Genomic DNA, 26,397 nt, shown 5'->3' with positions numbered 1-26,397 from the left:
GCATTCAGATTAAGGCGCTGTAAAAAAATGAACATTAGCAAATTTTGAGTAGAAGGGGGCGGTCGCTCGAATGCAAGTTTTCTTCTTTCCCCTTCGTTTACCACGCAACCGGCAATCCTCCGTTAACCGGAAGGTAACGATGTTCCTTAAGCCGATGGCAATCGTCCCTCTGTAGGTTGCAGTCATCCGAACAACGGAAAACAGTTGTCGGGAAGTGCTGAACAACAAATGTGGAGTAGGAGAGTTCCATGACCAAGATTTTCGCTCGTTTTCTGAAAGATGAGTCTGGTGCGACTGCCATCGAATATGGCCTTATCGCAGCCCTCATCTCCGTTGCCCTGATCGCCGGAGCGACCACTCTCGGCAATTCGCTGAGCACGACTTTCAATACCATCTCTACCAAGATGACCACTGCGTCTACCAGTGCGTCTACCCGATAATTCGAGGTACCGCTTCGATATGTACGCAAAGCCGTCCGCAGGGGCGGCTTTGCCTATTTGAAACTCTAAGCCTTGCAGCCTTCGGCGTGCAGGTCAGCGGGATGGAACGAATGGCAAGCATGATTGTTGCATTTTTGGTTCTGTCGATCCTGCCACTCGGACTGGCGCTTGCCGCTATCTCTGATCTCGTCACGATGACGATCCCAAATCGGGTATCGGTAGCCCTTCTCGCTTCCTTTCTCATCCTCGCGCCGCTCTCTGGTCTCGCATGGCCGGAGATCGGCATGAATCTCGTCGCTGGCCTTGCCGTGTTCGGCGCCTGCTTCGGGCTATTCGCTTTGAACGTCATGGGCGGCGGCGACGCCAAGCTACTGACCGCGGCCGCGATCTGGTTCGGCTTCAATCACTCGCTTCTCGTCTTCCTGGTCACCGTCGGTTATGTCGGCGGCGCTGTGACCCTTGTTTTCCTTCTCCTGCGCTCGCAGGCGGGCTCGGTCATGGCCATGGGTATTCCCCTCCCGCCATCCCTCGTCAATGCCAAGAAGATCCCCTACGGGATCGCCATCGCGATCGCTGGCTTCCTGACCTTCGAGCAGGCACCGATCCATCTCTTAGCCATGAAGGCGTTTCAATAAAGGTTTCAGCGATTGAAAGATCGCGTTAACCAGAATTGTAAGCGTCTCATTAACTATAATTACACCATTGGAGGCCATTCTCCGGGAAGTTAGTATTCCCTCAAGGAATGGCCATGAAGCCCACCCGTATCATTATTCTAGCGGTTGCCGTGGTGGCGGCGGGCCTCGCCGGCATGATTGCCATGCGTCTTTCCGGCACCAAGGCACCCGAACTGGTGGAAACCGTCATCCAGAAGGAGCCCACGGTCAAGGTGCTCGTTACGGCTGAGAACCTTCCCGTGGGCAGCCGGCTGAACGACAAGTCGATGGCATGGATGTCCTGGCCCTCAAGCGGCATCGTCGACGGATTCATCACCGATTCCACGCGCCCCAATGCCATGACCGAGCTTCAGGGCGTCGTCGTCCGCATGCCGATGTTCAAGGGCGAGCCGATGCGCGCCGAAAAGATCGCCGATTCATCCAGCCGGATCATGTCCTCACTGCTGCCGTCCGGAAAACGGGCTGTCGCTACCGAGATTTCGGTTGCGACGGGCGCCGGCGGCTTCGTGCTGCCGAATGATCGCGTCGACATCATCATGGTGCGCGAGAACAAGGACAACGGCAACTACATCACCGAAAACATCCTGAGTAACGTTCGCGTCCTCGCGATCGACCAGCAGGTCCAGGAGAGCGAGGACGGCAAGAAATCCGTCGTCGGCACCACGGCGACGCTGGAACTGACACCGGACCAGGCAAAGGTCATCGCCGTTGCTCAGCAGATGGCTCAGCGGCTGACGCTTGCGCTACGCTCGGTCGCGGACTCGCAGGAAAGCGACACGGTAGCCCCGGACTATTTGCTGCATGGGGGTGATGGCAAGGCGGATATCCAGGTCATCAAATCGGGGGCGATCGTCAAGAGCACGGCGACGGCGGTGCAGGCGAAATGAACGGAGCGCTCAAGTGAACAGTCTGAAACACAAGATTCGTAGCTCGGTAGCGGCAGGCATGGCTTTTTGCCTCGCCTTTTCCGGCGTTTCGCTGAATATTGCCCCGATCAGCCTTCAGCCGGCGCAAGCCTTGGCGGCCGAAAACAGCGTCGTCCGCATCACCGAAGGCGGGCCCGGAATACGCAAACGGCTTCAACTCGGCCTCAACAAGGCCTTGGTCGTCGACCTGCCGTCCGACGCCCATGACATCCTGGTCGCCGACCCGAGCATGGCTGACGCGGTGACGCGCACCTCCCGTCGTATCTATCTGTTCGGCAAGACCGTCGGCCAGACCAACATCTTCGTCTTCGGACCCAACGGCGAGGAAATCGTCAGCCTGGACGTGGCAATCGAGCGTGATATTTCTGGTCTCGAGCAGAACCTTCGCCGTTTCCTGCCGGAATCGAACATCAAGGTCGAGATCATCTCGGACAACATCGTTCTGTCGGGCAGCGTCCGGACGCCGCAGGATTCGGCTCAGGCCGAAAAGCTGACCACTGCCTTCCTCAAGGGCGGTGAGGCGACCACCCGGAATATCACGGCTCAGGGCAATAACGGTGACGCCGACATCTTCGCCGAAAACCGACAGCAGTCCCAGATCGTCAACCTCCTGACGATCGAGGGCGAAGACCAGGTCACGCTGAAGGTGACGGTTGCAGAAGTCAGTCGGCAGGTGCTGAAGCAACTCGGTTTCAACGGCTCCGTGTCTGGCCCCAAAGGCTCGATTTCCTTTGCCAACCCCGCCAATCTTGGAAACGCCGTCGGCCTGGCCGCTCAAGGCGTCTTGTCCGGCAACATCGGCAATGTCGGTCTTTCGACTTACATGAACGCCATGGAACAGGCGGGCGTCATGCGCACGCTTGCCGAACCCAGCCTGACAGCCATTTCCGGCCAGCAAGCGAAATTTTATGTGGGCGGTGAATACCGCCTGCCTGGCCAGCAGGAAGTCGATGGGCAAGAGGGTACTGTCACGCAGACGGTCGACACGGTCGATTACGGCATTGAACTGAACTTCAAGCCCGTTGTTCTGTCCCCCGGACGCATCAGTCTGGTGATCGAGACCAACGTTTCGGAGCCGACTTACGAAGGTTCTGCCGTGACGGGTAACGGCGCCTCGCTGCGGATTCCGGGCAATACCTACATGTCGATCCGCAAGCGCGAGGCTTCGACCACGGTCGAATTGCCGTCCGGCGGCTCCATCGTCATCGCCGGCCTGGTGCAGGACAATGTCCGGCAGGCTATGTCCGGCCTTCCGGGTATTTCCAAGGTCCCGGTGTTCGGCACGCTTTTCCGCAGCAAGGACTTTATCCGCAACGAAACCGAACTCGTGATCATCGCGACGCCTTATCTGGTCCGCCCCGTTGCGCGCAACGAGATCGCCCGACCGGACGACAACTTTTATCCGGAAAACGATGCCGCGACCTTCTTCCTGAATCGCGTCAACAAGATCTACGGCCGCAAGGGACCCGTCGCGGCGGGCCAGTATCACGGCGCCGTAGGCTTTATCTACAAGTGAGCGGTCATGGACATTGAAACCCAGAAAATCTCGGCCGAAGGACAGGATGCGATGACCAAGGGTATAATCAGGTCCCGTCGCCGCGGGGTCGCTGCAGCCATGGCGCTTGCCGTATCCGGACTGCTCCTGTCGGCCTGCGGCAACAGCCAGCTCACGACGGGCTCCATCCCCGACGATTATCGCACCCGCCATCCGATCGTGTTGGCTGAAGGTCAGACGACGCTCGATATTCCGATCGCCTCCGGTGATGTCCGCCTGACGACCGGGATGCGGGATACGGTCAAGGGGTTTGCGCAAAACTTCATGGCGTCGCCGGCCGGCGTGATGCAGATCCAGGTTCCATCCGGCTCGTATAATTCCGGTGCGGCCCAGCATCTGGCAGGCGATATCCGCCGCGAGCTGACGCGTTCCGGCATCAAGCCGCAGCGGATCCTGATGAGCAGCTACGCTGCTTCGCCGAATGGCGATGCGGCGCCGATCCGGCTTTCCTACGTGACGACCAAGGCGATGACCGGCCAGTGCGGCGAGTGGCCGGCAGACCTGTCGGACAATACGTTCGGCAACAGGAACTGGTACAATTTCGGCTGCGCCAGCCAGAACAACCTTGCAGCCCAGGTCGCCAATCCCACGGACCTCATCGCCCCGCGCGCCATCACGCCGATCGATGCGGCGCAGCGCGCCAAGGTCATCAGCGATTACCGCGGCGAGAGCGGCGGTGAAGGCACGACGATCACGATTAACAACAATTGACGGGCAAGATGATGAGCGCGATCAACTACGAAATCCGCACTCCCGGCCAGGGTGAAGGGTTTGCCGAGGACGCCGATCGTCCGGGCGATTTCGACGCGTTGCGCCCGCTGCCGCGCATCTCTATCCATTCCTTCTGCGAAAGCGACGGGATGCAGCGCATGATGGATCGCATGGCCCGCGATCGCCGCATGGCCAAGGTCAATCTGCGTGTGACGATCGGCGGCACCAGTGCTGCCGCCAACATGTTTTCGTCCACCCCGACCCCGAACCTCATCATCCTGGAAACCGACGCCGAGCCGAAGAACCTGCTCCATGAGCTCACGCCGCTTGCGGAAGTGTGCGACCCTTCGACCAGGGTCATCGTCGTCGGCCGTTACAATGACATTTCGCTCTATCGCGAGCTGATCCGAAACGGCATTTCCGAATATCTCGTCGGCCCCGTGCAGATGCCCGACATGCTGGCTTCGATCTCGGCGATCTTCGTGGATCCTGAAGCCGAGCCGCTCGGCAAATCGATCGCCTTCATTGGTGCCAAGGGCGGCGTCGGGGCCTCGACGATCGCGCACAACTGCGCCTTCGGCATTTCGAACCTGTTCTCGACCGAAACCATCCTGGCGGATCTCGATCTGCCCTTCGGCACCGCCAATATCGATTTCGATCAGGATCCGGCCCAGGGCATCGCGGAAGCCGTCTTCGCGCCGGAACGCCTCGACGAGGTCTTTCTCGATCGCCTTCTGACCAAGTGCTCCGAGCATCTCTCGCTGCTGGCGGCTCCCTCGCTGCTCGATCGTGCCTATGATTTCGATCGCAACGCCTTCACGCCGATCATCGAGCTCCTGCAGCGCAGCGCGCCGATGGCCGTTCTGGATGTCCCGCATGGCTGGACGGAATGGACGCGGGCGGTTCTGTCGGAGGTCGACGAGGTGGTGATCTGCGCGGTTCCCGATCTCGCCAACCTGCGCAACACCAAGAACATGATCGATGCGTTGAAGAAGCTTCGCCCGAACGACCGTGCGCCGCATCTGATCCTGAACCAGGTCGGCATGCCGAAGCGTCCGGAGATCGCTCCGAACGATTTCATCGAACCATTGGAGATCGAGCCGATCGCCATCCTGCCGTTCGACGTGCAGTTGTTCGGCAATGCCGCCAATAGCGGCCGCATGATCTCCGAAATCGACGCGAAGTCGCCTGTCGCCGAAACCTTCTCCCAGATCGCCCATATCGTCACGGGCCGCATCGCCATGAAGAAGGTGAAGAAGGGTGGCCTCGGCAAGATGCTCGGCATGCTCGGGCGCAAGAAGGCATAACACCAGGAAACCGGTATGTTTGGAAAACGCGGAAACGAGGGATTTGGGAAGAGCGGCAGCGTAGCGCCGCCGGCGGCTGCACCTGTGCCTGTCGTGGCGCGGTCCGCTGCTCCGGAAGTCCTTGCCGAGCCGGTGCGCGATCCGGTCACCCAGCGGCAGCAGATCTCTTCGCCGCCGCCGCTCGCGCCGCAATCCGCGGCCCGCAAGCGCCCGGCGCGCACGGAACTCTATTACGACACCAAAAGCCAGGTCTTCTCGGCGCTGATCGATACGATCGACCTTTCCCAGCTTGCCAAGCTCGATGCGGAAAGCGCGCGCGAGGAAATCCGCGATATCGTCAACGATATCATCACCATCAAGAATTTCGCGATGTCGATCTCCGAGCAGGAGGAACTGCTCGAGGACATCTGCAACGACGTTCTGGGTTACGGCCCGCTGGAGCCGCTGCTCGCCCGCGACGACATCTCCGATATCATGGTCAACGGCGCGGGACAGACGTTCATCGAAGTCGCCGGCAAGACGATCGAATCCGAAATACGTTTCCGCGACAATTCGCAGCTCCTGTCGATCTGCCAGCGCATCGTCAGTCAGGTCGGCCGCCGCGTCGACGAATCCTCGCCGATCTGCGACGCGCGCCTGCCGGATGGTTCGCGTGTCAACGTCATCGCGCCGCCGCTTGCCATCGACGGGCCGGCGCTCACCATCCGTAAGTTCAAGAAGGACAAGCTGAACCTCGACCAGCTCGTCAAGTTCGGCGCGATCACGCCGGAAGGCGCCGTGCTTCTGCAGGTCATCGGCCGCGTCCGCTGCAACATCGTCATTTCCGGCGGTACCGGTTCGGGCAAGACGACGCTGCTGAACTGCCTGACCAACTATATCGACAAGGAAGAGCGGGTCATCACCTGCGAGGACACGGCCGAACTGCAGCTACAGCAGCCGCATGTGGTCCGGCTCGAAACCCGTCCGCCGAATATCGAAGGCGAGGGCGAGATCACCATGCGCGACCTCGTCAAGAACTGCCTGCGCATGCGCCCCGAGCGCATCATTGTCGGCGAAGTGCGCGGACCCGAAGTCTTCGACCTGCTTCAGGCGATGAACACCGGTCACGACGGATCGATGGGCACGATCCACGCCAACACGCCGCGCGAATGCCTGAGCCGTATGGAATCGATGATTGCCATGGGCGGTTATTCGCTGCCGGCCAAGACCGTGCGCGAGATCATCACCGGTTCGATCGACGTCATCATCCAGGCGGCCCGCCTTCGCGACGGTTCGCGTCGCATCACCCAGATCACCGAGGTGGTCGGCATGGAAGGCGACGTGATCATCACCCAGGACCTGATGCGTTACGAGATCGACGGCGAGGACGCCAATGGCCGCCTGATTGGCAAGCATATGTCGACCGGTATCGTTAAGCCGCATTTCTGGGACCGCGCCCGTTACTACAACGAGGAAAAGCGCCTTTCCGCCGCGCTTGACGCGATGGAAAAAACCAAGAGCTGAGGAGCAGGGTTCCATGTTCGGGCTGGATATCAATGTCGTGGCGATCATCGCCCTCGTGGCGGTCGCCGCGGCGGCGGTCTGTTACGCGCTGTTGTTCTCTCGCATGGAAGTGGAAAAGAAGGCCGATAGCCGGCTCAACCGGGTGAAATCGGCGGAAACCGATCTCAACAAGGTCAAGGCCGCGCGCGACCGCGTGCAGGAGCTTTCCAAGCGCCGCAAGTCCATGCAGGATTCGATCAAGGACCTGGAGAAGAAGCAGGAAGAGAAGAACAAGAAGATGGCCGACGGCAGCTTGAAGGCCAAGCTCCCCCAGACCGGCCTCTCCCTGACGATGGGCCGCTTCTATATGTTCAGCGTCCTTTTCGGCGTCTTCGTTTTCCTCGTGGCCGTGATCGCCGGTCTGCCGCTGCTCGCTGCTGTCGGTGCCGCTTTTGTCAGCGCGGTCGGGTTGCCGCGCTGGATCATCGGTTTCCTGGTGAAGCGTCGCCAGAACAAGTTTCTCGAGGAATTTCCGAATGCGCTCGACGTCATGGTGCGATCGATCAAATCCGGCCTGCCGCTCAACGATGCAATGCGGCTGATCGCTTCGGACGGCCAGGAACCGGTGAAGACGGAATTCCGCCGCGTGATCGAATCCCAGCAAGTCGGCTTGAGCATTCCGGAAGCCTGCACGCGCATGATGATGACCATGCCGCTGCCGGAAGTGAATTTCTTCTCGATCGTCATCACCCTCCAGGGCCAGGCCGGCGGCAATCTTTCCGAAGCGATCGGCAATCTTTCCAAGGTGTTGCGCGAGCGCAGGAAGATGAAGGCGAAGGTGCAGGCGCTGTCGATGGAAGCCAAGGCTTCGGCGGTGATCATCGGCGCCTTGCCCTTCATCGTCTCGCTGCTCGTCTACCTCACCTCGCCTCAGTACATCTCGATCATATTCACCGATCCGCGCGGGCACCTGATCCTTTTGTTTTCCGGTGTCTGGATGTCGATCGGCATCTTCGTCATGCGCAACATGATCAACTTCGACATCTGAGGGGATGGGGCGATGGAACTGGCCACGACGCTGACCGATCCGACCACGCTGATGGCCATCCTGGTGGCCGTGGCGGTTTTCGCGACCCTATACACACTGGCAAGCCCGTTCCTCGAAAAGGGAGACCTCGACAAGCGTATGAAGGCGGTCTCCACCGAGCGCGAACAGATCCGCGCCCGCGAACGCGCCCGCATGAATTCCGAACAGTCGAAGACGTCGTTGCGCGCGCAGAACAACCAGTCGGTCCGGCAGATCGTCGAGCGTTTCAATCTGCGCAAGGCGCTGGTGGACGACAACACCGTCAACAGGCTTCGTGCCGCCGGCCTGCGGTCGCAGAACGCCCTCAACATGTTCCTGCTGGCCCGTTTCCTGCTGCCCTTCGTTTTCCTCGCAGGCGCCATCGTCTGGATTTTCGTGCTCGGCAACCTTGCCACCCGGCCGTTCCCGATCCGGATGCTGGCGGCGATCGTCGTCGCCTATATCGGTTTTTATGCACCGAACATCTACATTTCCAACCGGGTGAAGAAGCGCCAGCATTCCATCAAGCGGGCCTGGCCCGATGCGCTCGACCTGATGCTGATCTGCGTCGAATCGGGGATTTCCATGGAAGCGGCGATGCGCCGCGTCGCCGAGGAGATGGCGCAGGCATCGCCGCCGCTGGCCGAGGAAATGGTGCTGACGACGGCCGAGCTCTCCTTCCTGCAGGATCGCCGCACCGCGCTCGAAAATCTCGGCATCCGCACCCAGCTCGATATCGTCAGGGCGGTTACCCAGGCGCTGATCCAGGCGGAACGCTACGGCACGCCGATTGCCTCGGCGCTGCGCGTGCTTGCCCAGGAAGGCCGCGACGAGCGGATGAACGAAGCGGAAAAGAAGGCCGCGGCCCTCCCGCCTAAGCTGACTGTGCCGATGATCCTGTTCTTTCTGCCGGTGCTGATCGCCGTCATCCTCGGCCCCGCCGGCATCCAGGTCGCCGACAAGTTTTGATGAGGTCGGCCGCGGTTTCGAGCCGACGGTGAACGCCACCTGAATTCCGGCTTCAGACCGCATTCAGCGGCGATCGATCATTATCCCCCCATCAGGCGAAAATTCCGTCCGTTTTACGAATGCGGATCGGATCGCCATATGATTTTGGAGGATACCCGATGCTGACCAAACTTTGCGTGAACCTCGTCCTGATCGGTGGAATCATCACGGTGATTTCGCGCCTCATCTGAAGGCGTACCGATGGAAGCCCATCCCGAAAACAGGAAAACCGGCGCAAGGCCGGTTTTTTGGGATGACGGTTGGCCCGGTCAATTCGTACTGGGCTTGCTCTTGCCATCCTTGTCGGCGAGCTTTGCCCAGGCATTCTGCTGGGATAACATCGAACGCAGGTAGGTGACGTTGGCGTCGGCCTGCTGCTGCGAGAGTTCCCGGCGGGCGATCTGTTCGGCTTCCGCGAAACGGCCCTGCAGGCCGACCACCAGCGCCAGGTTCTGGCGGACGCGGCTGTCGGCGGCGGGCTGGCCGGCGGCATTGCGCATGTAGGTTTCCGCCGTCTTCAGGTCGCCGGAAAGCACGTAGGACATTCCAAGGTTCGACATCACGCTTGGCTCGTTCGGCTGGGTTTCGAGCGCCATGCGGTATTTCTGGCGGGCCTCCGCCGATCGGCCGAGCTGATCGAGCACGGCGCCTTCGGCCGAATAGAGCCGCCAGTCCGGATGATCGGGGGTCTGGGCGCGGTTGATAGTCGCGAGCGCCTGTTCGAGCTGGCCGGCACCGGCCTGCGCCTTGCCATAGGCCGCCAGCACGTCCCGATCGGCCGGGTGGGCGATTGCCACCTGCTGCATCACGGCGAGCGCCTGCGCATTCTTGCCCGTCATTCCGAGCACTGTCGCATATTGCAGCCCGATCTGCTTGTTCTTCGGATCGCGGGCATAGCTTGCACCGACAGACTTTTCCGTGCTCGCAAGATCGTTCGCATTCATGCCGTCCATGGAGGCGGCAGAGACCTTCGGGATCGAGCCCGTCGTTTCTACATCCCGCTTCGTCGCGCAGCCGGTGACCGAAAGAGCGGCAAAAATCGCGAGGGCGGCGGTCTGGGCGAGGCGGGTCTTGCGAAGCGTCACGGCTGCGGAAGCGGTCATGGGGTGCGGTCTCGTTCGGTCCGGTGCCACGTCTTCCGAATAGGGAGCGGGCATATAGCGCATTTCCACTCCAGCAATAAACTGTTAACCCTAACAGATCGTTAAGATGAGCGATTCCAGCAGCTTCCGAAGGCTCCCTCCATGGCACCCTATCAATATATCGAACGTCCCTCTCCCTTCAGCGCGAAAGGAGCGGCGACCAGGCCGGTCCATGCCGTGACGCCTGCCGACATCGAACCGGGGAAGCTCGACGCGGCGGCACTCGCCTGGGCGAAGGCGGCGGGCTTCAAGGCCGAAGCCGGCGCGCTGCTTCTGGTCCCGGCGGGCAATGAAGTGGGCAGCGCCCTGTTCGGCCTCGGCAGCGATCCCGCCGAGGCGCCGTTCATCACCGGAAAACTGTCGAAGCTCTTGCCGGCGGGTGACTGGCATGTCGAGACCTCGGCGCTTGGCGATGCGCATCTTGCTCTCGGCTACGGCCTCGGCACCTACGGCTTCAGCCGCTACAAGTCCGAAAAATCGAAGGACGTGCGGCTTGCGATCCCGGACACGGCCGATGCCGTCGATGTCGAGCGCCAGCTGGCCGGTGTTTTCCTGGCCCGTGACCTCATCAATATTCCAACCAACGAGATGGGGCCGATCGAGCTGGAAGCGGCCTTACGGGCGCTGGGCGAACATTACGGCGCAACCGTTACCTCGATTGTCGGGGAGGACCTGCTCGCCCGGAATTTCCCGCTCGTTCACACGGTCGGCCGCGCCAGCGTGTCACCTCCGCGCCTGCTCGAAATGCGCTGGGGGGAGAAGGGCCATCCGCGGGTCACGCTGGTCGGCAAGGGCGTCTGCTTCGATACCGGCGGCCTCGACATCAAGGGCGCCGCCAACATGGCGCTGATGAAGAAGGACATGGGTGGTGCCGCGAACGTCATGGGACTTGCCCTGATGATCATGGATGCCGGTCTTGAAGTGGACCTGCAGGTTCTGGTGCCCGCGGTCGAGAACTCCATTTCCGGCAATGCCTTCCGCCCAGGCGATATCTACAGGAGCCGCAAGGGCGTCACCGTCCAGATCGACAATACCGATGCCGAAGGCCGGCTGGTTCTTGCCGACGCGCTCGCCTATGCGGATGAAAACCCGCCGGACCTGATGATCGACATGTCGACGCTGACGGGGGCCGCCCGCGTCGCGCTGGGCACCGAGCTTGCGCCCTATTTCACCGACGACGAAGCCCTGGCCGGCAAGCTGATGGAGACCGGCCGCGCTGAAGCCGATCCGATGTGGCGCCTGCCGCTCTGGATGGGCTACGACAAGGACATCCGTTCCCGCGCCGCCGACATCACCAATTCGCCCTCGGGCGGCATGGCCGGCGCGATCACCGCGGCACTTTTCCTCAAGCGCTTCGTCACCGCCACCAGAAGCTGGGTGCATTTCGACATCTACGGCTGGGTGGCGGCCGAAAAGCCGCAGGCGCCCGTCGGCGGCGAAGCGTTTGCGATCCGCGCGCTCTACCGCACGATCCGAGACATGGCCGCGAAGTAACAGGCCTCAAGAAATAAAACGGCTCCGAAACAAACCGGTAAGACCTTCGGCTTAAAGTCCGCCCGATATTGAACCAAGGCCGATTTTGAACCGAGGGTCGTGATGCCGGTTGAACTGACCGCCACGGAAGCGCTGGGCCTCTGGCACCGGGTATCGCTGGAGCAGGTGCGCCACGACGGCCGCGATCTGACATTGCGCCAGATGTCCATTCTGCTGCATATTTACCTCGTGCCGCCGCCGCATACGGTGCGCGGGCTGGCGGCGACGCTTGGCGTCAGCAAGCCGGTCATCACCCGCGCGCTCGACACGATGGGCGAGATGGGTCTGGTGGACCGCCAGCGCGACGAGCGGGACCGCCGCAACGTGGTGATCAAGCGCACGGTGGCGGGTGCGCTCTATCTGGAAAAGCTCGGCGACCTGATCATCCGGGAAGGCCGCCGGTGATGGGGCTTGCCGTGGAGCGCCCGAAGAGGATTTTGAGATGACGAAGCTGCTCGACAGACGCCTGCATGCCTTCCGCCCCGATCTCGCAGACGAGACGCTGAAGGGCAGCGTCGAGGCGGGCCAGTTCGTCCGCGGCGAACCCGCACGCATCGCAGTGCCGGTGGCCCAACTCCGCCCGGCACCGGACCTTGCCCGCGGCATCGATACCGAACTTTTGTGGGGTGAAACCGTCCGGGTTTTCGATCGTGCCGATGGTTTTGCCTGGGTGCAGGCCGATCAGGACGGTTATGTCGGCTACCTGCCGGAGACGATGCTGGGAAGCCTGGACGAACCCACCCACCGCATTGCCGTGCCCCGCACCTTTCTTTATCCGGAAGCCGAGCTGCGCAAGCCGCCGGTCGGCGCCCTGTCCATGGGTAGCCGCGTCACCGTTGCCGGCGAGGCGGAAACGCGCGGTACGCGTTATTTTGTCCTGGCGAGCGGTGAGGCGGTGATCGCCCGCCATTGCCTGCCCATCGCCGAGATGCTGGGCGACGATTATGTCGCCGTCGCCGAAAAATTCATCGAGACGCCCTATCTCTGGGGCGGCCGCTCCGGGTTTGGCCTGGATTGCTCGGCGCTCGTGCAGCTCGCCCTGATGATGACCGGCCATTCTGCCCCGCGCGACTCCGATATGCAGGCCTCGATCGGCAAAGAGATCGCGCAAGGGGAACTTCGCCGCGGCGACCTCGTTTTATGGAAGGGTCATGTCGGCATCATGGAGAGTGCCGAGACGCTTCTCCACGCCAACGGCCATACGATGAGCGTCGCCCGCGAGAATTTCGAGGCAGCCGTTCAGCGGATCGGTTGGATCTATCAGCAGCCCACCGGCTATCGCCGCCTGGATAACCGCCGGTGATCACGCAAACGTGGTCCCCGGCCCATGGATTGGACATCCTGCCGTCCATATCTCTCATTCGTCCGCAGTTTTCGTGGATGAGGAGTCGATTGATGCTCAAAGGTGCATGGATACTGCCGGCCGTGATGCTTGTGGCGCTGCTTGTCGCCGCGCTGGTTCCGGCCGAGGTATTCGCGGCCGAACCCCAGGCCTTTCCCAAGGATGTGCAGACATACTTCCGTAACCTGCCCGGCGTCGTGCCGGAGGAAGAACACGCGAAGAAGCAGGCCTACGAATGCACCAGCGATATCGAGAACGTCTATCGCAGCCGTGGCAGTTTCGACATTCTCTACGGCGACGTGATGCCGACCCGGATCTATCGCTGCAAGACGCCGAGCGGCATCACCTATACCGGCACGCGCATGCCCAACACCGAGTGGGTCCCCGGTCTCCATCCGCACCATCTTCCCGAATAAGGCAATCTTTGTTCAAAGCCGGCATGGCGGAAGACCGTATCTTGCGATGTCGGGCATGGGCGCTCTTGGCCCATTGACGACCTGCCGCCGCTGCCCCACTACTTTCTGATATACGGAACTTTGCACACCGGGAGGATGTAAGGTGTTCCACGCAAGCATGAACTTCGCGCTCGGCGAGGAGGTCGACGCTGTTCGTGAAACGGTCCACCGTTTCGCGCAGGAAAAGCTTGGCCCCCGCGCCGAAGAGATCGACCGCAGCAACGAATTTGCCCGCGACCTCTGGCCGGAACTGGGCGCGCTCGGCCTGCTCGGCATCACCGCCGATCCGGATTTCGGCGGCACGGGCCTCGGTTATCTCTCTCATGTGGTCGCCGTAGAGGAACTGGCCCGCGCCTCGGCCTCCACGTCGCTCAGCTACGGCGCCCATTCCAATCTCTGCGTCAACCAGATCAACCGCAACGGCAATGCCGAGCAGAAGGCACGTTACCTGCCTAAGCTCTGCTCGGGAGAGCATGTCGGCGCGCTCGCCATGTCCGAGCCCGGCGCCGGTTCCGACGTGGTCTCGATGAAGCTCCGCGCCGAAAAGCAGGGTGATCGCTATATCCTGAACGGCAACAAAATGTGGATCACCAACGGCCCGGATGCCGATGTGCTGGTGGTCTACGCCAAGACCGATCCGTCGGCCGACTCGAAGGGCATCACCGCCTTCCTCGTCGAAAAGGGTTTCAAGGGGTTCTCGACCGCCCAGAAGCTCGACAAGCTCGGCATGCGCGGCTCCAACACCTGCGAACTGGTGTTCGAGGATTGCGAGGTGCCGGCCGAAAACGTCATGGGTGCCGAGGGTGGCGGCGTCCGTGTCCTGATGTCCGGCCTCGACTACGAGCGCGTCGTGCTTTCGGCCATCGGCATCGGCATCATGCATGCCTGCCTCGATGTGGTCATGCCCTATGTCCATGAGCGAAAGCAGTTCGGCCAGTCGATCGGCGAGTTCCAGCTGATCCAAGCGAAGGTCGCCGACATGTACACGGCGATGAATTCCGCCCGCGCCTATGTCTATGCGGTGGCCGCCGCCTGCGATCGTGGCGCGGTGACGCGGCAGGATGCCGCCGCCTGCTGCCTCTACGCCTCCGAACAGGCAACCCAGCAGGCACTTCAGGCGATCCAGATCCTCGGCGGCAACGGTTATATCAACGACTTTCCGACCGGCCGGCTGCTGCGCGACGCCAAGCTGATGGAAATCGGCGCCGGCACGTCGGAGATCCGCCGCATGCTGATCGGCCGCGAACTCTTCAAGGAAACCGCCTGATGGCTGTCATCCGGTCGCAGGTCAACCTGAGGAGCGAAGCCGCCGAAGCGAACCGCGCCGCGATGCAGGCAAAGCTTGCCGAGGTCGAGGCGGCCGTCGCGCTCGCCGAGGCCGGTGGTGGCGAGGAGGCGCGGGCGCGGCATGCGAGCCGCGGAAAATTGCTTCCCCGGGAACGTATCGCCCGGCTGCTCGATCACGGCTCTGCCTTTCTTGAGGTCGGCGCAACCGCCGCCCACGGGCTTTACGGCGGTGCGAGCCCCTCGGCCGGCATCGTCACCGGCATCGGCCGGGTTGAAGGCCGCGAGGTGATGATCGTCGCCAATGACGCCACCGTCAAAGGCGGCACCTATTACCCGATGACGGTCAAGAAACACCTGCGCGCCCAGGAGATCGCCGAGGAGAACCGGCTGCCTTGCGTCTATCTGGTCGATTCCGGCGGCGCCAACCTGCCGAACCAGGATGAAGTCTTTCCCGACCGAGATCATTTCGGCCGGATCTTCTTCAACCAGGCGCGCATGTCCGCCAAAGGCGTAGCCCAGATCGCCGCCGTCATGGGTTCCTGCACGGCCGGCGGCGCCTATGTGCCGGCGATGTCCGACGAGGCGATCATCGTCAAGGACCAAGGCACGATCTTCCTCGCCGGCCCGCCGCTGGTGAAGGCCGCGACGGGCGAGGAAGTCTCGGCCGAGGACCTCGGCGGCGGCGATGTCCACACAAGGCTCTCCGGTGTGGCCGATCATCTCGCCCGCGACGACGCCCACGCCTTGGCGTTGGTCCGCCGCGCCGTTGCGGGCCTGAACACCCGCAAGCCGGATACCGTGGTACTGGCGACGCCCGAGGAGCCGCTTTACGACCCGGAAGAAATCGCCGCGATCGTTCCGTCCTCGCTGAGCACCCCCTACGACATCCGCGAGGTCATCGCCCGGGTGGTCGACGGCTCGCGGTTCGACGAGTTCAAGGCGCGGTTTGGCATGACGCTGGTCTGCGGTTTCGCGCATGTCTTCGGCATCCCCGTTGGCATCATCGCCAACAACGGCGTGCTGTTTTCCGAAAGCGCCCAGAAGGGCGCGCATTTCATCGAACTCTGCTCGCAGCGAAAAATCCCGCTGGTCTTCCTGCAGAACATCAGCGGCTTCATGGTCGGCCGCAAATACGAGGCGGAGGGGATCGCAAAGCACGGCGCCAGGCTGGTGACGGCGGTTGCGACCACGTCCGTGCCCAAGGTCACGATATTACTCGGCGGCTCCTTCGGCGCCGGCAATTACGGCATGGCCGGCCGCGCCTATTCGCCGCGTTTCCTGTGGACCTGGCCGAACAGCCGCATCTCGGTAATGGGCGGCCCGCAGGCGGCGGGCGTGCTGGCGACCGTCCGGCGCGACGCGATCGAGCGTGGCGGCAAGACATGGGGCGCGGACGAGGAAGCGGCCTTCAAACAGCCGGTGCTCGACCAGTTCGAGGAACAGAGCCACCCCCTTTATGCCTCCGCAAGGCTCTGGGATGATGGGATCATCCATCCGGCAAAGACCCGCCAGGTCCTGGCGCTGAGCCTCTCCGCCGCGCTGAATGCGCCGATTGAAGAGACACGCTTCGGCGTGTTCCGGATGTGAGGTTGGCTTGATGCAGCAGAGCACATCCAAAGACCCCTTCTGGCCTGCCGGCCATCTCCCCCACAAGGGGGGAGAAGACTCGCGGCAAAGCCTCGCTTCAAATCCACGGCCGGTGCGGCGGGGTAAGCCCCTCCCCCTTGTGGGGAGGGGTTGGGGAGGGGTTTACTCTTCCTGGTATCTCGGTGCTGCCCCATGCTGAGAAAAGTCCTGATCGCCAATCGCGGCGAGATTGCCTGCCGTATCATCCGCACCTGCCACCGGCTGGGTGTGGCCACCGTCGCCGTCTATTCCGACGCCGACCGGGACGCGCTGCATGTGGCGCTTGCCGGCGAGGCCGTTCATATCGGGCCGTCCCCCGCCGCCGAAAGTTATCTCCGCAGTGAAACGATCGTTGATGCGGCACTGCGGACAGGTGCCGACGCCATCCATCCCGGCTATGGGTTCCTCTCGGAGAATCCGGATTTCGCCGACGCGGTGACATCCGCCGGCATTCGCTTCATAGGCCCATCGTCCGACGCCATCCGCGCCATGGGCCTGAAGGACGCCGCCAAGGCGCTGATGGAAAAGGCCGGCGTCCCCGTCGTGCCGGGTTATCACGGCACCGAACAGGACCCGGATTTCCTGTTGGCCGAGGCGGAGCGCATCGGTTTCCCGGTGCTGATCAAGGCGCGGGCCGGCGGTGGCGGCAAGGGCATGCGGCGGGTGGAGGATGCCGAGGTCTTCAGGGAAGCGCTCGCTTCGGCGCAACGCGAAGCTTCGGCCGCATTCGGCGATCCCGCCTGCCTGATCGAGAAATACATCGCCCATCCGCGCCATATCGAGATCCAGGTTTTTGGCGACGACCATGGCAATGTCGTGCATCTCTTCGAACGCGACTGCTCGCTGCAGCGCCGCCACCAGAAGGTCATCGAGGAAGCGCCGGCCCCCGGCATGCCGGAGGAGATGCGCCTTGCCATGGGCGAGGCGGCCGTCAAGGCGGCGATGGCGATCTCCTATTCCGGCGCCGGCACGATCGAGTTCATCGCCGATGCCTCCGATGGGCTGAAGGCCGACCGTTTCTGGTTCATGGAGATGAACACCCGCCTGCAGGTGGAGCATCCGGTGACCGAGGCGATCACCGGCGTCGATCTCGTCGAATGGCAGCTGCGCGTCGCGTCCGGCGAGCCTCTTCCGCGCAGCCAGGACGAGCTTTTCATCAGCGGCTGGGCCTTCGAGGCCCGGCTTTATGCCGAAGACGCAGAGCGGGGTTTCCTGCCCGCCACCGGCAGGCTTGCCCATCTCGACCTGCCGGAAGAGTTGGCTCGCGTCGACAGCGGCGTGCGCGCTGGCGACCGCATCTCGCCTTTCTACGATCCGATGATTGCCAAGATCGTCACCCGAGGCCCGGATCGCCAGACCGCGCTCTCGCTGCTGTCGTCAGCGCTTTCCGAGGTTCGCACCACCGGCGTGACCACCAATGCTGCGTTCCTTCGTCGGCTAACGATCCAGCCGGATTTTATCGAAGGTTTGCCCGATACCGGCCTGATCGACAGGCATCTGGCGGAATTGACGATCGGTCAGGCCCCGTCTCGCGAGGTCATGGCCTTGGCCGCTTTGAAGCTTTCCGGCGCTCTGGAACAGAAGAGCGGAAGCGATCCCTGGGACCGCTTGTCCGGATTCCGGTTGTGGTCGGAAGCCTCCGATTTCGTCGAACTGGATTATCGCGGCCAGCATGTGCCGGTCTCGTTCGGATCGATCGGAGAGGGCGTCTATGCGGCCATGGTCGACGGCAAGCCGGTCGATTTTGGCCTCTCTCGCCTGGGCGCCGAGACTTGTCTTCTGGAGGCCGCCGGCCGGAAACATCGCGTCCACCTGGTCTCCGGCGAACGTGACGTGACGATCTTCGGCGATGGCGAGAACTGGCACTTCGGCCTCATCGACCCTCTCGCCGGCGAAGATGAAGTTGCCGGCGGCGGCGATCGCATCGTCGCGCCCATGCCGGGCCTCGTCAAACTCCTTCGTGCCACGCCGGGAGCCTCTGTCACAAAGGGCGAGGCCCTTGTCGTGATGGAAGCCATGAAGATGGAGCTGACGCTTGCCGCGCCGCGTGACGGGACGATTGCCGATGTCCTGGTGTCGCAGGGCGAACAGGTGATCGAAGGCGCCGTGCTGCTTATCCTTGAGCCGGAAGAGGGGGAAGCCAAGGATGGGGAGCCGCAGGATGGCTGACTTCGTCCGCATCCACGAAATGGGGCCGCGCGACGGCCTGCAGAACGAGAAGCGGCTCATTTCCACCGCCGACAAGATCCGCCTCGTCGACCTGCTTTCGGCCTGCCATTTCGAAAAGATCGAGGTGACGAGCTTCGTGCGCGCCGACTGGGTGCCGCAGATGGCCGACGGCGCCGAGGTCATGGCCGGCATTACCCGCCGCCCTGGAACGCTGTACACCGTGCTGACGCCGAACGTGCGGGGCTATGCGGCGGCGGTCTCGGCCAAAGCGGATGAAGTCGCCGTCTTCGCCTCGGCGTCGGAAGGTTTCAGCCACCGCAACATCAATTGCAGCATCGCCGAAAGCTTTCAACGGTTCGCGCCGCTGATCGACAGCGCCCGCCGCGACGGCATCCCGGTCCGCGCCTATGTCTCCTGCGCCGTCGATTGCCCGTTTGATGGTCCGACGCCGCCGGCCCAGGTGGCACGGGTGGCAACGGAGCTTCATGCGCTCGGCTGCGGCGAGGTGGCGCTGGCGGATACGATCGGCACCGGCACGCCGGAACGGGTCGCGGCCATGCTCGATGTCGTCCTGGAATACCTGCCGGCGGCACATCTCGCCGGGCATTTTCACGACACAAACGGCCGGGCGCTCGACAACATCACCGTCTCGCTCAAAAAGGGTCTGCGCGTTTTCGACGCCGCCGCCGGCGGGCTTGGCGGCTGCCCCTATGCGCCGGGCGCCGAGGGCAACGTCGCGACCGGCAAGACGGTCGATCATCTGCATGCGCTGGGTTTCGAAACCCGCATCGACCGCGACCGGCTGGCCGAGGCAGAGGCTTTTGCCCGCAGCCTGAGGGGAGCACGTTGATGGGCGCTTACGACACGCTGACGCCGGAACGGGATGCCCGCGGGGTGGTGACACTGACGCTCGCCCGGCCCGAAAAGCACAATGCCATGAACGCACGGATGATCGCCGACTTGAGCGACGCCGCCGGCAAGCTCGCAGCGGACGATGCGGTGCGTGTCGTGGTTCTCGCATCCGCCGGCTCCACATTCTGCGCCGGCGGCGATCTGCAATGGATGCGCGACCAGGCGGCGAGGGATCGCGCCGGCAAGATCGAGGGGGCGACAGAGCTTGCTCTTATGCTGAAGGCGCTCGACGACCTGCCGAAACCGCTGATCGCCCGGGTGCAGGGCAATGCTTTCGGTGGCGGTATCGGACTGCTGGCCGTGTGCGACATCGTGGTTGCGGCTGATAGCGCCTGGTTTGCGCTTACCGAAACACGGCTCGGCCTGATCCCAGCCACCATCGGACCCTACGTCGTCCGCCGGATCGGCGAGGGCCATGCCCGCCGCCTGTTCCTCAACGCCCGCCGCTTCGATGCTGTCACGGCCCGCGAGATCGGTCTCGTGTCCGTCGTTCGCACTGCCGGTGAACTCGATGCGGCAGTGGAGGAGGAGGTCTCGGCCTTTCTCGATTGCGCTCCCGGCGCCGTCGCCAGCGCCAAGAGCCTTGTGCAAAATCTCGCCCGCCGGACGATCGAAGATCCGGTCGGCTACAGCACCGGCCTGCTCGCCGACCGTTGGGAAAGCGCCGAAGGCCGCGACGGCATCGACGCCTTCCTCAATCGCCGGCCGATGCCCTGGGCGGCTCCCAAGGCAGGCGGGGATTAGTCCCGGATCGCCTCCGGGACCGATCTCGCGTTACTGTTTCGGGATACCGGCTTTCTGGATCACGTCCGACCATTTCTGGATGTCGGCCTTCAGGCGGCTGCCGATCTCCTCCGGCGTGCTGGAACGGGCCTCGACGCCGAGATCCGCGAACCGCTTCTGGAGAGCAGGGTCGGCCAGCACTTCGACAAGCGTGGCGTTCAGCTTCTTCACCGCTTCCGGCGGCGTGCCCTTCGGCGCGAAGATGGCGTTCCAGGAGGTCACGTCGAAGCCCTTGACGCCTTCTTCCGCGGCGGTCGGGACATTGGGCGAGAGGCTGGAGCGCGCTGGGCCGGACGAGGCGATGGCGGTCGCCTGGTTCTGCTGCAGGGCAGCCTTCAGCGCCGTCTGGCTGTCGACGATCACGTCGAGCTCACCGCCGAGCAGGGCGACCTGAAGATCCGGCGTGGCCTTGTAGGGCACGATGGTGAAATCGATCCCGGATGTCGACTTGAAGAGTTCAGCGGCAAGGTTCTGGCTGCTGCCGACGTTGATCGTCCCGACGTTGAGCGCGCCCGGCTTGGCTTTGGCGGCCTCCAGCACATCCTTGAGGGTCTTGAACTTGCCGCCCGATTTGGTGACGAACACGAAATCGAAATAGGCAAGGCTCGATACCGGCACGAAATCGGCGACCGGATCGAATTGCAGGTTCTTGAAGAGCGGTACGCTGATCGCGGTGCCGTTCGAGAGAAGCGCGAGCGTGTAACCGTCCGCCGGAGCGTTCAGCGCCGCCCGTGCCGCAACGGAACCGCCGGCACCCGGCTGGTTCATGATGACGATCTGACGGCCGAGCTTCTTGCCGAGCTGCTCGGCCACCAGGCGCGCCGTGATGTCGGCAATACCGCCGGGGCCGAAAGGCAGGACCAGGGTGATATCCCTGGACGGATAGGCGTCCTGCGCCAAGGCGCCGGTCGGCAGTACCAGTGCGAGGGCGACGGCCAGCGATTTCATCCATCGCGCCGGCTGTCGAAACCGGCCCGCCGATCTCCCCGTAATCGTGTAGTTCATTCTCTCCTCCTCCTTGTAAGGCCGCTCAGGCGGCAAAACCGTATAAACGTGCGGGATTGTCGACCAGCAGCCGCCGCCGATCCTCTTCCGTCAGCGCGAACCTCGGCACGAGATCGACGAGATCGGCCTCGTCGACCGGCTCCTTGAGGTTTGGATGCGGGAAGTCGGTGCCCCAGAGGCTCCGCTCGGGGCTCGCCTCCACCAGTGCTTTTGCAAAAGGCACGGCCGTATCGAACGGAAAACGCGAGATCCGCTCGGACCCGCAGACCTTGATCCAGCAGTTTTCCTGCCGCACCAGTTCCAGCAACGTCTGAAACGCCGGCTGATCGGTGCCGAGGCTGGTGTCGACGCGGCCCATGTGGTCGATGACGAAGGGGACCGGCAGGCGGGCGATCATGTCGGAAAGCGGAACGATGTCGCTCGCGTCGAGATGCAGCACCACATGCCAGCCGCGGCCCTTGATGCGGTCGATCACCCGGTTGAAGACGTCCAGGTCCGGTGCACCGCCGAGGTGGCGGACGAAATTGAACCGCACGCCGCACACGCCGCCATCGTCGAGCGCCTGGTAGGCGCGGTCGTCAAAGCTGTCGTCGACGATGGCAACGCCGCGGTATCGATCAGGCCGCCAGGCGATCGCGTCGAGCATGGCACGATTGTCGGTCCCGTGGCAGCTCGCCTGAACGATGACGGCGCGGGCGATGCCGAGCCTGTCATGGAGTTTCGCGAGCGCCTCTTTGGGTGCGTCGTCCGGCGTATAACGGCGGTTCGGCGCATAGGGGAAAACGGCGCCGGGGCCGAACACGTGGCAGTGGGCGTCGCAGCTGCCGTCGGGCAGCTTGAAATCCGGCCTCCGTCGGGCAATGTCTCCCCCGTCATGGCTCTCCTGCAGATTCCGGCTCATTTTTCCTCCGTCGCGTATTTCAAGGCCGCCGCTGATTGCCCGGCTTCGGCCCGTAGACTTCTAAAGCTCGCATAACTTGCCTCGACGAGTTGATCGACGGCAGCTTCCCGGTCGTTTCCGTCGACCGTGCCGCCCGAAAGGCGCGTCACGCGGTCGGGATTGATGAGGGCGTAATAGAGCGATCCGAGCAGGAACTGGCTGCGCCAGACGAGCCCGCTCAACGGCGCGCCGGGCACGCAGTCGGCGAGAGCCTTGATGAAGGCGCGGCTCGTCTCGTCGAATGCGTCCGCGATGATCGCCTGCGCATCGGGGTTTCCTTCCGCCGAAAGGACCGCCCGCATCCGGGTGAATTCGGCACCGCCGCCATCGCCCTCGGACGAGGAAACGAAGGCCGGCACGACATAGGCGCGCAGGATCGCCATGAGCCGCTGATCCGCATCGCCGATCCGCAGGGCTTCGCCCAGCAGTTCGCGGCGGCGGGCGTTCATCGGCACCGTGTGGCGCTCGTAAACCTCGCGCAGCAATTTTGCCTTCGAGCCGAAATGGTAGGTGAGGCTGCCGACATTGGCTCCGGACGCCTTGGCGATGTCCCGCAGCGAGACGGCATTGTAGCCGCTGCGGGAAAACAGGGTCACGGCGTTTCTGAGCAAGGCGTCCCTCAGGTTCGGTCGCATTGGAAATCCATTGTCAACTGTACGGTCAATTTGTACAGTTGTACAAATTGACCGTCAATCGAAATCGCGCGCCGAGAGGGTCGAGACGATTTGGGGGCGGGCGCCGGCTCCGGGAACTGATCCCGCTAACGTTGTGGAATCATGAATCCATCAAAAAAGGCAGCGAGTTCCGCATGCGCATCGAGCGGCAGGATGTGCGCGATATACTGGTCCGGCCGCACCAGGACCATGCACCCCTGTTCCCGATCGATGCCGCGCATGTCGAAAATGTCATTGCCGCTCTTAAGGTCGGGGCAGAACATCTTTTCGTAATCGCAGAGCCCGTAGCGGCCCTTTCGGGGCAGCAGGAATGCGGGCATTTCCTCGACGGCGAGCGTGCGATGGGCCTGCTGGAAGACGGCACGGACATCGATCGCCGAGTCGATGTCCTGGCCGGCCGGCGTATGTCTCTTCACTGGCGAGGCGGGGGAGTCCGCCAGGAAATCGCAAAGCGCCCGCAGCCGCGGGGAGGGGGCCGCGCGATCTTCCGCTCCGGCAAAGGCATAGATGCGCCAGCGACCGTCCGCCTTGGCGGCATGGCCGAGCTGCATTGGCTTGGCATCGACCAGCCGGATCACCGGCGCAGAATGGAACCGCGTGCCGATCGTCAGCCCCTTGGCGAGATGCTGATAGGTGGCTTCGCCGGTCAGCGCCGACGGCGTGTAGCGGGTCGCTGTGCCCGCGGTGTAGCGTCCCGATCGAACGAAATACTTCTGCACTTCCGCCGGCTCGACGCCTTCGCCATCCGGATCGTCGGGCGATTTCAGCGGCGCGCTCAGCATGGCCGACCACTCGCGGTCGAAGTCGATCAGTTCCTTGGCGATGGTCTGGCGTTCGGCGGAATAGCTGTGCAGCAGTTCGGGCCTGCTTCGTCCCTGCAGGACGGCCGCCAGTTTCCAGCCGAGGTTGAACCCGTCCTGCATCGAGACGTTCATGCCCTGGCCGGCTTTCGGGCTGTGCGTATGGCAGGCGTCGCCGGCGATGAACACATGCGGAAGGCGTGTCGCCAATGCGTCTTCGGCCACGTCGTCGAACCTGTCGCTCAGTCGCTGGCCGATCTCGTAGACCGACCACCAGGCGACCTCCTTCACCTCGAATGTGTAGGGATGCAGGATGCGCTGCACGGCCGCGATCAGCTTGTCGACGGTGATGTTCCGGCTCGCGACGCGCTCGTTCTCGTTGAGCTTGTCCATCTCGACATAGATGCGGACCATGTAGCCGCCTTCGCGCGGGATCAGCACGATGCTGCCTTCGCCGGCGGACTGGATCAGCGCCTTGAGGCGGATGTCGGGAAAATCGGTGACGGCGAGCACGTCCATGACGCCCCAGGCGTGATTGGCGGAATCGCCGTGCAGCGCCCGGCCGATCGACTTGCGCACCGTGCTGCGCGCCCCGTCGCAGCCGACGACGTAGCGGGCCTTGATGATCTCGATCTCACCCGCGTGGGAGGGGTCGAGACGCTCCAGCCTCGCGGTCACCGGATAGTCGGAGGCGGCGGGGTCGGTCTCCAGATCGATCAGGCGCCGCGAATAATGCGGTTCGAGCCTGGTCGGCGATTTGCGCATCACGTCGAGGAAAAAATCCTGCACGCGGGCCTGGTTGAGGATGACATGCGGGAATTCGGAAAGCCCGTCCTCCGTGTCGTCGATCCTGCCGCTGCGGACGATGTTCTCGCGCTTCAAGTCGTCGGGTTTCCAGAACGAGGTCTCGTTCACCCAGTAGGATTCCTTCATCACCCGCTCGGCAAAACCGAAGGCGTTGAACATTTCCATCGTGCGGCAGGCAATGCCGTCCGCCTGGCCGCGCAGCAAGGGGCCGGATCTCTGGTCGACGATGCAGGTCTTGATATCGGAAAAGGCGGATAGCTGTGCGGCAAGCGTCAGCCCCGCCGGCCCGCAGCCGACGATCAGGACATCCACTTCCTCAGGAAGCGGCAACCCCTCGGGGGGAGCGGCGTAGCGATCCTCCGGGTGAAAGATTTCCGGGTCGCCGGGTTCGAACCCATTCAGATGGAATTGCATGGAACCAGTTTCCTCCGCATGTTTCCTGATGGCGTCCGCGGAAACGGATTCGGCGGATCCAATATTGATCAGTATGCTGATCATCAGTATACGTGTCAAGCTTGCGGCGATTTTGGAGAATCTGGTGAAAGACAATGATGACATGCCGGGCCATCTCGCCCGCCGGTTCCAGCAGATCGCCGTGGCGGTCTTCCATGCCGAGGTCGAGCAAGCCGGCTACGATCTGACGCCCGTTCAATACGCGGCGCTCGCGGCGGTCAGCACCAATCCCGGGATCGATCAGGTGACACTCGCCGGGCTGATCGCCTACGACCGGACGACGATTACCGGGGTCGTCGACCGGCTGGTGCAGAAGGGCCTGCTGGTGCGCAATGCCAGCACCAAGGACAGGCGCGCCCGCGAACTGCAGATCACCGACGAGGGGCGCAAGACCTTGAACGGCGTTGCGCCGGTGGTCGAGGCCGCGCAGGAACTGATGCTGCGCGGGCTGACGGCAGAGGAGGGCGACGAACTGCTGCGGCTTTTGCGCAAGGCGATTGCCGCCGGCAACGAGTTGAGCCGCGCACCGTTGCGCGATACTTCCGAGACCGGCAAGAGCAAGCCTGTCATCTGACGGGTTCCGGTGGCCACGGCGTTAGCGTTTTGCGGTTTCGAGGATTTTTGCGATGTCCGCAAAGCCGCGTGACTTTGCGTGCTGCAATGCCGTTTTGCCTTCCTTATCCGCAATCCGGGTATTGGCGCCGGCTTCGACGAGAAGCCTGACGATCTGCACATGGGACGCACCGCCATCGCCGAGGACGACCGCTTCGAGCAGCGCCGTCCAACCGAGATTGTTGACGTGATCTACATCGACGCCAGCCTCGATCAGGGTTTTCACGGTCTCGACATGGCCGCGCTCCGAGGCCGGGATCAACGCCGTTCCGCCATAGCGGTTGGTGCTCTTGAGATCCGCTCCATGCGCAAGTGTCAGGCGCAGGATTTCCAGATGGCCGCGAGCACCGGCATAGAGATAGGGGCTGTCCTGGATACGGTCCTTGGCATTGACATCGGCGCCCGCCGCTATGAGCCGTTTGGCAGCCTCGATATCGTTGGCATGGGTCGCCGCAAGAAGCGCCGTCTCACCGCGCTCGTTGCGGGCATCGACGTTGACGCCGTTCGAAAGCAACGAGCCGATTGCCTCAGCATCGCCGCGCTCCGCTGCTTCGATCAAGCGGCTTTCTCTGGTATCGGACATGGCGGCTCCCGTGGTCATTGCGGATATTGTGATCGCCGTGAACATCGCCTTCAGCCCTCGGCCGGAATTTTTAGGCGCAGACATCTTGGTCCTCATTCATGTCTC

The 26,397-nt window shown here is 62.9% G+C and carries 25 protein-coding genes; 19 read left to right on the top strand and 6 right to left on the bottom strand.

Annotated elements, in window-relative coordinates:
- Nucleotides 1-248: 248 nt before the first annotated feature.
- The 9 genes from ACZ9EJ_RS17210 to ACZ9EJ_RS17170 all read left to right on the top strand — a co-directional run bounded on the left by ACZ9EJ_RS17210 (nucleotide 249) and on the right by ACZ9EJ_RS17170 (nucleotide 9,130).
- A complete protein-coding gene (locus ACZ9EJ_RS17210; protein ID WP_046639680.1) occupies nucleotides 249-440 on the top strand; it encodes a Flp family type IVb pilin in 192 nt (63 codons plus the stop codon).
- A 119-nt stretch (nucleotides 441-559) separates the two neighbouring features.
- Nucleotides 560-1,075, top strand: coding sequence for an A24 family peptidase (locus tag ACZ9EJ_RS17205; protein WP_046639833.1), 516 nt, complete (start codon nucleotides 560-562; stop codon nucleotides 1,073-1,075).
- 113 nt (nucleotides 1,076-1,188) lie between these two features.
- Nucleotides 1,189-2,001 carry a Flp pilus assembly protein CpaB gene (gene cpaB / locus ACZ9EJ_RS17200; protein WP_037080285.1) on the top strand — a complete coding sequence of 271 codons (813 nt, stop codon included), beginning with the start codon at nucleotides 1,189-1,191 and terminating at the stop codon, nucleotides 1,999-2,001.
- A 13-nt stretch (nucleotides 2,002-2,014) separates the two neighbouring features.
- Nucleotides 2,015-3,556: a type II and III secretion system protein family protein gene (locus ACZ9EJ_RS17195; RefSeq protein WP_046639681.1), complete on the top strand. Its 1,542-nt coding sequence runs from the start codon at nucleotides 2,015-2,017 to the stop codon at nucleotides 3,554-3,556.
- A gap of 6 nt (nucleotides 3,557-3,562) precedes the next feature.
- On the top strand, nucleotides 3,563-4,306 hold the full coding sequence (locus ACZ9EJ_RS17190; RefSeq protein ID WP_251090373.1) for a CpaD family pilus assembly protein: 744 nt from the start codon (nucleotides 3,563-3,565) through the stop codon (nucleotides 4,304-4,306).
- A gap of 11 nt (nucleotides 4,307-4,317) precedes the next feature.
- On the top strand, nucleotides 4,318-5,613 hold the full coding sequence (locus ACZ9EJ_RS17185; RefSeq protein ID WP_046633988.1) for a CpaE/TadZ family protein: 1,296 nt from the start codon (nucleotides 4,318-4,320) through the stop codon (nucleotides 5,611-5,613).
- A gap of 15 nt (nucleotides 5,614-5,628) precedes the next feature.
- On the top strand, nucleotides 5,629-7,116 hold the full coding sequence (locus ACZ9EJ_RS17180; RefSeq protein ID WP_046633987.1) for a TadA family conjugal transfer-associated ATPase: 1,488 nt from the start codon (nucleotides 5,629-5,631) through the stop codon (nucleotides 7,114-7,116).
- A 13-nt stretch (nucleotides 7,117-7,129) separates the two neighbouring features.
- Nucleotides 7,130-8,143: a type II secretion system F family protein gene (locus tag ACZ9EJ_RS17175; RefSeq protein WP_046639682.1), complete on the top strand. Its 1,014-nt coding sequence runs from the start codon at nucleotides 7,130-7,132 to the stop codon at nucleotides 8,141-8,143.
- A gap of 12 nt (nucleotides 8,144-8,155) precedes the next feature.
- Nucleotides 8,156-9,130 (top strand): type II secretion system F family protein, encoded by a 975-nt coding sequence (locus ACZ9EJ_RS17170; protein ID WP_046633983.1) that lies wholly within the window; start codon nucleotides 8,156-8,158, stop codon nucleotides 9,128-9,130.
- A gap of 308 nt (nucleotides 9,131-9,438) precedes the next feature.
- Here the strand turns inward: ACZ9EJ_RS17170 and ACZ9EJ_RS17165 are convergent, their stop codons facing one another.
- Nucleotides 9,439-10,272, bottom strand: coding sequence for a tetratricopeptide repeat protein (locus ACZ9EJ_RS17165; RefSeq protein WP_046633981.1), 834 nt, complete (start codon nucleotides 10,270-10,272; stop codon nucleotides 9,439-9,441).
- A 141-nt stretch (nucleotides 10,273-10,413) separates the two neighbouring features.
- Between ACZ9EJ_RS17165 and ACZ9EJ_RS17160 the strand changes: the two genes are divergently transcribed.
- The 9 genes from ACZ9EJ_RS17160 to ACZ9EJ_RS17120 all read left to right on the top strand — a co-directional run bounded on the left by ACZ9EJ_RS17160 (nucleotide 10,414) and on the right by ACZ9EJ_RS17120 (nucleotide 20,379).
- Nucleotides 10,414-11,805 carry a leucyl aminopeptidase family protein gene (locus ACZ9EJ_RS17160; protein ID WP_046639683.1) on the top strand — a complete coding sequence of 464 codons (1,392 nt, stop codon included), beginning with the start codon at nucleotides 10,414-10,416 and terminating at the stop codon, nucleotides 11,803-11,805.
- A gap of 102 nt (nucleotides 11,806-11,907) precedes the next feature.
- Nucleotides 11,908-12,249, top strand: a complete 342-nt coding sequence (locus ACZ9EJ_RS17155) for a MarR family transcriptional regulator (protein ID WP_046633977.1) — start codon at nucleotides 11,908-11,910, stop codon at nucleotides 12,247-12,249.
- A 37-nt stretch (nucleotides 12,250-12,286) separates the two neighbouring features.
- Nucleotides 12,287-13,147: a C40 family peptidase gene (locus ACZ9EJ_RS17150; RefSeq protein WP_046639684.1), complete on the top strand. Its 861-nt coding sequence runs from the start codon at nucleotides 12,287-12,289 to the stop codon at nucleotides 13,145-13,147.
- A 92-nt stretch (nucleotides 13,148-13,239) separates the two neighbouring features.
- Complete coding sequence (locus ACZ9EJ_RS17145; RefSeq protein ID WP_046633973.1) at nucleotides 13,240-13,602, top strand: hypothetical protein; 363 nt, start codon at nucleotides 13,240-13,242, stop codon at nucleotides 13,600-13,602.
- Between the two features lie 157 nt (nucleotides 13,603-13,759).
- Entirely contained in the window at nucleotides 13,760-14,908 is a 1,149-nt protein-coding gene (locus tag ACZ9EJ_RS17140) for an isovaleryl-CoA dehydrogenase (RefSeq protein WP_285229968.1), read from the top strand.
- Nucleotides 14,908-16,515, top strand: a complete 1,608-nt coding sequence (locus ACZ9EJ_RS17135) for a carboxyl transferase domain-containing protein (protein ID WP_046639686.1) — start codon at nucleotides 14,908-14,910, stop codon at nucleotides 16,513-16,515. Before ACZ9EJ_RS17140 ends, ACZ9EJ_RS17135 begins: the two co-directional genes overlap by 1 nt.
- A gap of 192 nt (nucleotides 16,516-16,707) precedes the next feature.
- Nucleotides 16,708-18,723, top strand: a complete 2,016-nt coding sequence (locus ACZ9EJ_RS17130) for an acetyl/propionyl/methylcrotonyl-CoA carboxylase subunit alpha (RefSeq protein WP_046639687.1) — start codon at nucleotides 16,708-16,710, stop codon at nucleotides 18,721-18,723.
- Nucleotides 18,716-19,573, top strand: a complete 858-nt coding sequence (locus ACZ9EJ_RS17125) for a hydroxymethylglutaryl-CoA lyase (RefSeq protein ID WP_046639688.1) — start codon at nucleotides 18,716-18,718, stop codon at nucleotides 19,571-19,573. Before ACZ9EJ_RS17130 ends, ACZ9EJ_RS17125 begins: the two co-directional genes overlap by 8 nt.
- Complete coding sequence (locus ACZ9EJ_RS17120; RefSeq protein WP_046639689.1) at nucleotides 19,573-20,379, top strand: crotonase/enoyl-CoA hydratase family protein; 807 nt, start codon at nucleotides 19,573-19,575, stop codon at nucleotides 20,377-20,379. The genes ACZ9EJ_RS17125 and ACZ9EJ_RS17120 overlap by 1 nt, the downstream gene beginning before the upstream one ends.
- A gap of 30 nt (nucleotides 20,380-20,409) precedes the next feature.
- Here the strand turns inward: ACZ9EJ_RS17120 and ACZ9EJ_RS17115 are convergent, their stop codons facing one another.
- From ACZ9EJ_RS17115 to ACZ9EJ_RS17100, 4 genes are all read right to left on the bottom strand, one after another.
- Nucleotides 20,410-21,366, bottom strand: coding sequence for a Bug family tripartite tricarboxylate transporter substrate binding protein (locus tag ACZ9EJ_RS17115; RefSeq protein WP_046639690.1), 957 nt, complete (start codon nucleotides 21,364-21,366; stop codon nucleotides 20,410-20,412).
- A gap of 82 nt (nucleotides 21,367-21,448) precedes the next feature.
- Nucleotides 21,449-22,324, bottom strand: a complete 876-nt coding sequence (locus ACZ9EJ_RS17110) for an amidohydrolase family protein (RefSeq protein ID WP_046639691.1) — start codon at nucleotides 22,322-22,324, stop codon at nucleotides 21,449-21,451.
- Nucleotides 22,321-22,998 carry a TetR/AcrR family transcriptional regulator gene (locus tag ACZ9EJ_RS17105; protein ID WP_046639692.1) on the bottom strand — a complete coding sequence of 226 codons (678 nt, stop codon included), beginning with the start codon at nucleotides 22,996-22,998 and terminating at the stop codon, nucleotides 22,321-22,323. Before ACZ9EJ_RS17105 ends, ACZ9EJ_RS17110 begins: the two co-directional genes overlap by 4 nt.
- Before the next feature lie 125 nt (nucleotides 22,999-23,123).
- A complete protein-coding gene (locus tag ACZ9EJ_RS17100) occupies nucleotides 23,124-25,058 on the bottom strand; it encodes an FAD-binding monooxygenase (protein ID WP_046639693.1) in 1,935 nt (644 codons plus the stop codon).
- Nucleotides 25,059-25,182: 124 nt separating this feature from the next.
- Here ACZ9EJ_RS17100 and ACZ9EJ_RS17095 point away from each other — a divergent pair, with 124 nt between their 5' ends.
- On the top strand, nucleotides 25,183-25,671 hold the full coding sequence (locus ACZ9EJ_RS17095; RefSeq protein WP_046639835.1) for a MarR family winged helix-turn-helix transcriptional regulator: 489 nt from the start codon (nucleotides 25,183-25,185) through the stop codon (nucleotides 25,669-25,671).
- A 21-nt stretch (nucleotides 25,672-25,692) separates the two neighbouring features.
- Here the strand turns inward: ACZ9EJ_RS17095 and ACZ9EJ_RS17090 are convergent, their stop codons facing one another.
- Nucleotides 25,693-26,292 carry an ankyrin repeat domain-containing protein gene (locus ACZ9EJ_RS17090; protein WP_251090371.1) on the bottom strand — a complete coding sequence of 200 codons (600 nt, stop codon included), beginning with the start codon at nucleotides 26,290-26,292 and terminating at the stop codon, nucleotides 25,693-25,695.
- Nucleotides 26,293-26,397 lie beyond the last annotated feature (105 nt).

It is taken from the genome of Neorhizobium sp. USDA 3394 (genome assembly GCF_056280385.1).
This window is presented reverse-complemented; position numbering and strand designations above follow the sequence as displayed.

What these genes read in the sequence shown, in the direction of transcription:
- ACZ9EJ_RS17160 (WP_046639683.1), top strand. Translation starts at nt 10,414, where the DNA reads ATGGCACCCTATCAATATATCGAACGTCCCTCTCCCTTCAGCGCGAAA.
- ACZ9EJ_RS17180 (WP_046633987.1), top strand. Translation starts at nt 5,629, where the DNA reads ATGTTTGGAAAACGCGGAAACGAGGGATTTGGGAAGAGCGGCAGCGTA.
- ACZ9EJ_RS17175 (WP_046639682.1), top strand. Translation starts at nt 7,130, where the DNA reads ATGTTCGGGCTGGATATCAATGTCGTGGCGATCATCGCCCTCGTGGCG.
- ACZ9EJ_RS17090 (WP_251090371.1), bottom strand. Translation starts at nt 26,292, where the DNA reads ATGTCCGATACCAGAGAAAGCCGCTTGATCGAAGCAGCGGAGCGCGGC.
- ACZ9EJ_RS17105 (WP_046639692.1), bottom strand. Translation starts at nt 22,998, where the DNA reads ATGCGACCGAACCTGAGGGACGCCTTGCTCAGAAACGCCGTGACCCTG.
- cpaB (WP_037080285.1), top strand. Translation starts at nt 1,189, where the DNA reads ATGAAGCCCACCCGTATCATTATTCTAGCGGTTGCCGTGGTGGCGGCG.
- ACZ9EJ_RS17140 (WP_285229968.1), top strand. Translation starts at nt 13,760, where the DNA reads ATGAACTTCGCGCTCGGCGAGGAGGTCGACGCTGTTCGTGAAACGGTC.
- ACZ9EJ_RS17190 (WP_251090373.1), top strand. Translation starts at nt 3,563, where the DNA reads ATGGACATTGAAACCCAGAAAATCTCGGCCGAAGGACAGGATGCGATG.
- ACZ9EJ_RS17170 (WP_046633983.1), top strand. Translation starts at nt 8,156, where the DNA reads ATGGAACTGGCCACGACGCTGACCGATCCGACCACGCTGATGGCCATC.
- ACZ9EJ_RS17110 (WP_046639691.1), bottom strand. Translation starts at nt 22,324, where the DNA reads ATGAGCCGGAATCTGCAGGAGAGCCATGACGGGGGAGACATTGCCCGA.
- ACZ9EJ_RS17210 (WP_046639680.1), top strand. Translation starts at nt 249, where the DNA reads ATGACCAAGATTTTCGCTCGTTTTCTGAAAGATGAGTCTGGTGCGACT.
- ACZ9EJ_RS17135 (WP_046639686.1), top strand. Translation starts at nt 14,908, where the DNA reads ATGGCTGTCATCCGGTCGCAGGTCAACCTGAGGAGCGAAGCCGCCGAA.
- ACZ9EJ_RS17130 (WP_046639687.1), top strand. Translation starts at nt 16,708, where the DNA reads ATGCTGAGAAAAGTCCTGATCGCCAATCGCGGCGAGATTGCCTGCCGT.
- ACZ9EJ_RS17100 (WP_046639693.1), bottom strand. Translation starts at nt 25,058, where the DNA reads ATGCAATTCCATCTGAATGGGTTCGAACCCGGCGACCCGGAAATCTTT.
- ACZ9EJ_RS17145 (WP_046633973.1), top strand. Translation starts at nt 13,240, where the DNA reads ATGCTCAAAGGTGCATGGATACTGCCGGCCGTGATGCTTGTGGCGCTG.
- ACZ9EJ_RS17165 (WP_046633981.1), bottom strand. Translation starts at nt 10,272, where the DNA reads ATGACCGCTTCCGCAGCCGTGACGCTTCGCAAGACCCGCCTCGCCCAG.
- ACZ9EJ_RS17185 (WP_046633988.1), top strand. Translation starts at nt 4,318, where the DNA reads ATGAGCGCGATCAACTACGAAATCCGCACTCCCGGCCAGGGTGAAGGG.
- ACZ9EJ_RS17115 (WP_046639690.1), bottom strand. Translation starts at nt 21,366, where the DNA reads ATGAAATCGCTGGCCGTCGCCCTCGCACTGGTACTGCCGACCGGCGCC.
- ACZ9EJ_RS17150 (WP_046639684.1), top strand. Translation starts at nt 12,287, where the DNA reads ATGACGAAGCTGCTCGACAGACGCCTGCATGCCTTCCGCCCCGATCTC.
- ACZ9EJ_RS17205 (WP_046639833.1), top strand. Translation starts at nt 560, where the DNA reads ATGATTGTTGCATTTTTGGTTCTGTCGATCCTGCCACTCGGACTGGCG.
- ACZ9EJ_RS17125 (WP_046639688.1), top strand. Translation starts at nt 18,716, where the DNA reads ATGGCTGACTTCGTCCGCATCCACGAAATGGGGCCGCGCGACGGCCTG.
- ACZ9EJ_RS17120 (WP_046639689.1), top strand. Translation starts at nt 19,573, where the DNA reads ATGGGCGCTTACGACACGCTGACGCCGGAACGGGATGCCCGCGGGGTG.
- ACZ9EJ_RS17155 (WP_046633977.1), top strand. Translation starts at nt 11,908, where the DNA reads ATGCCGGTTGAACTGACCGCCACGGAAGCGCTGGGCCTCTGGCACCGG.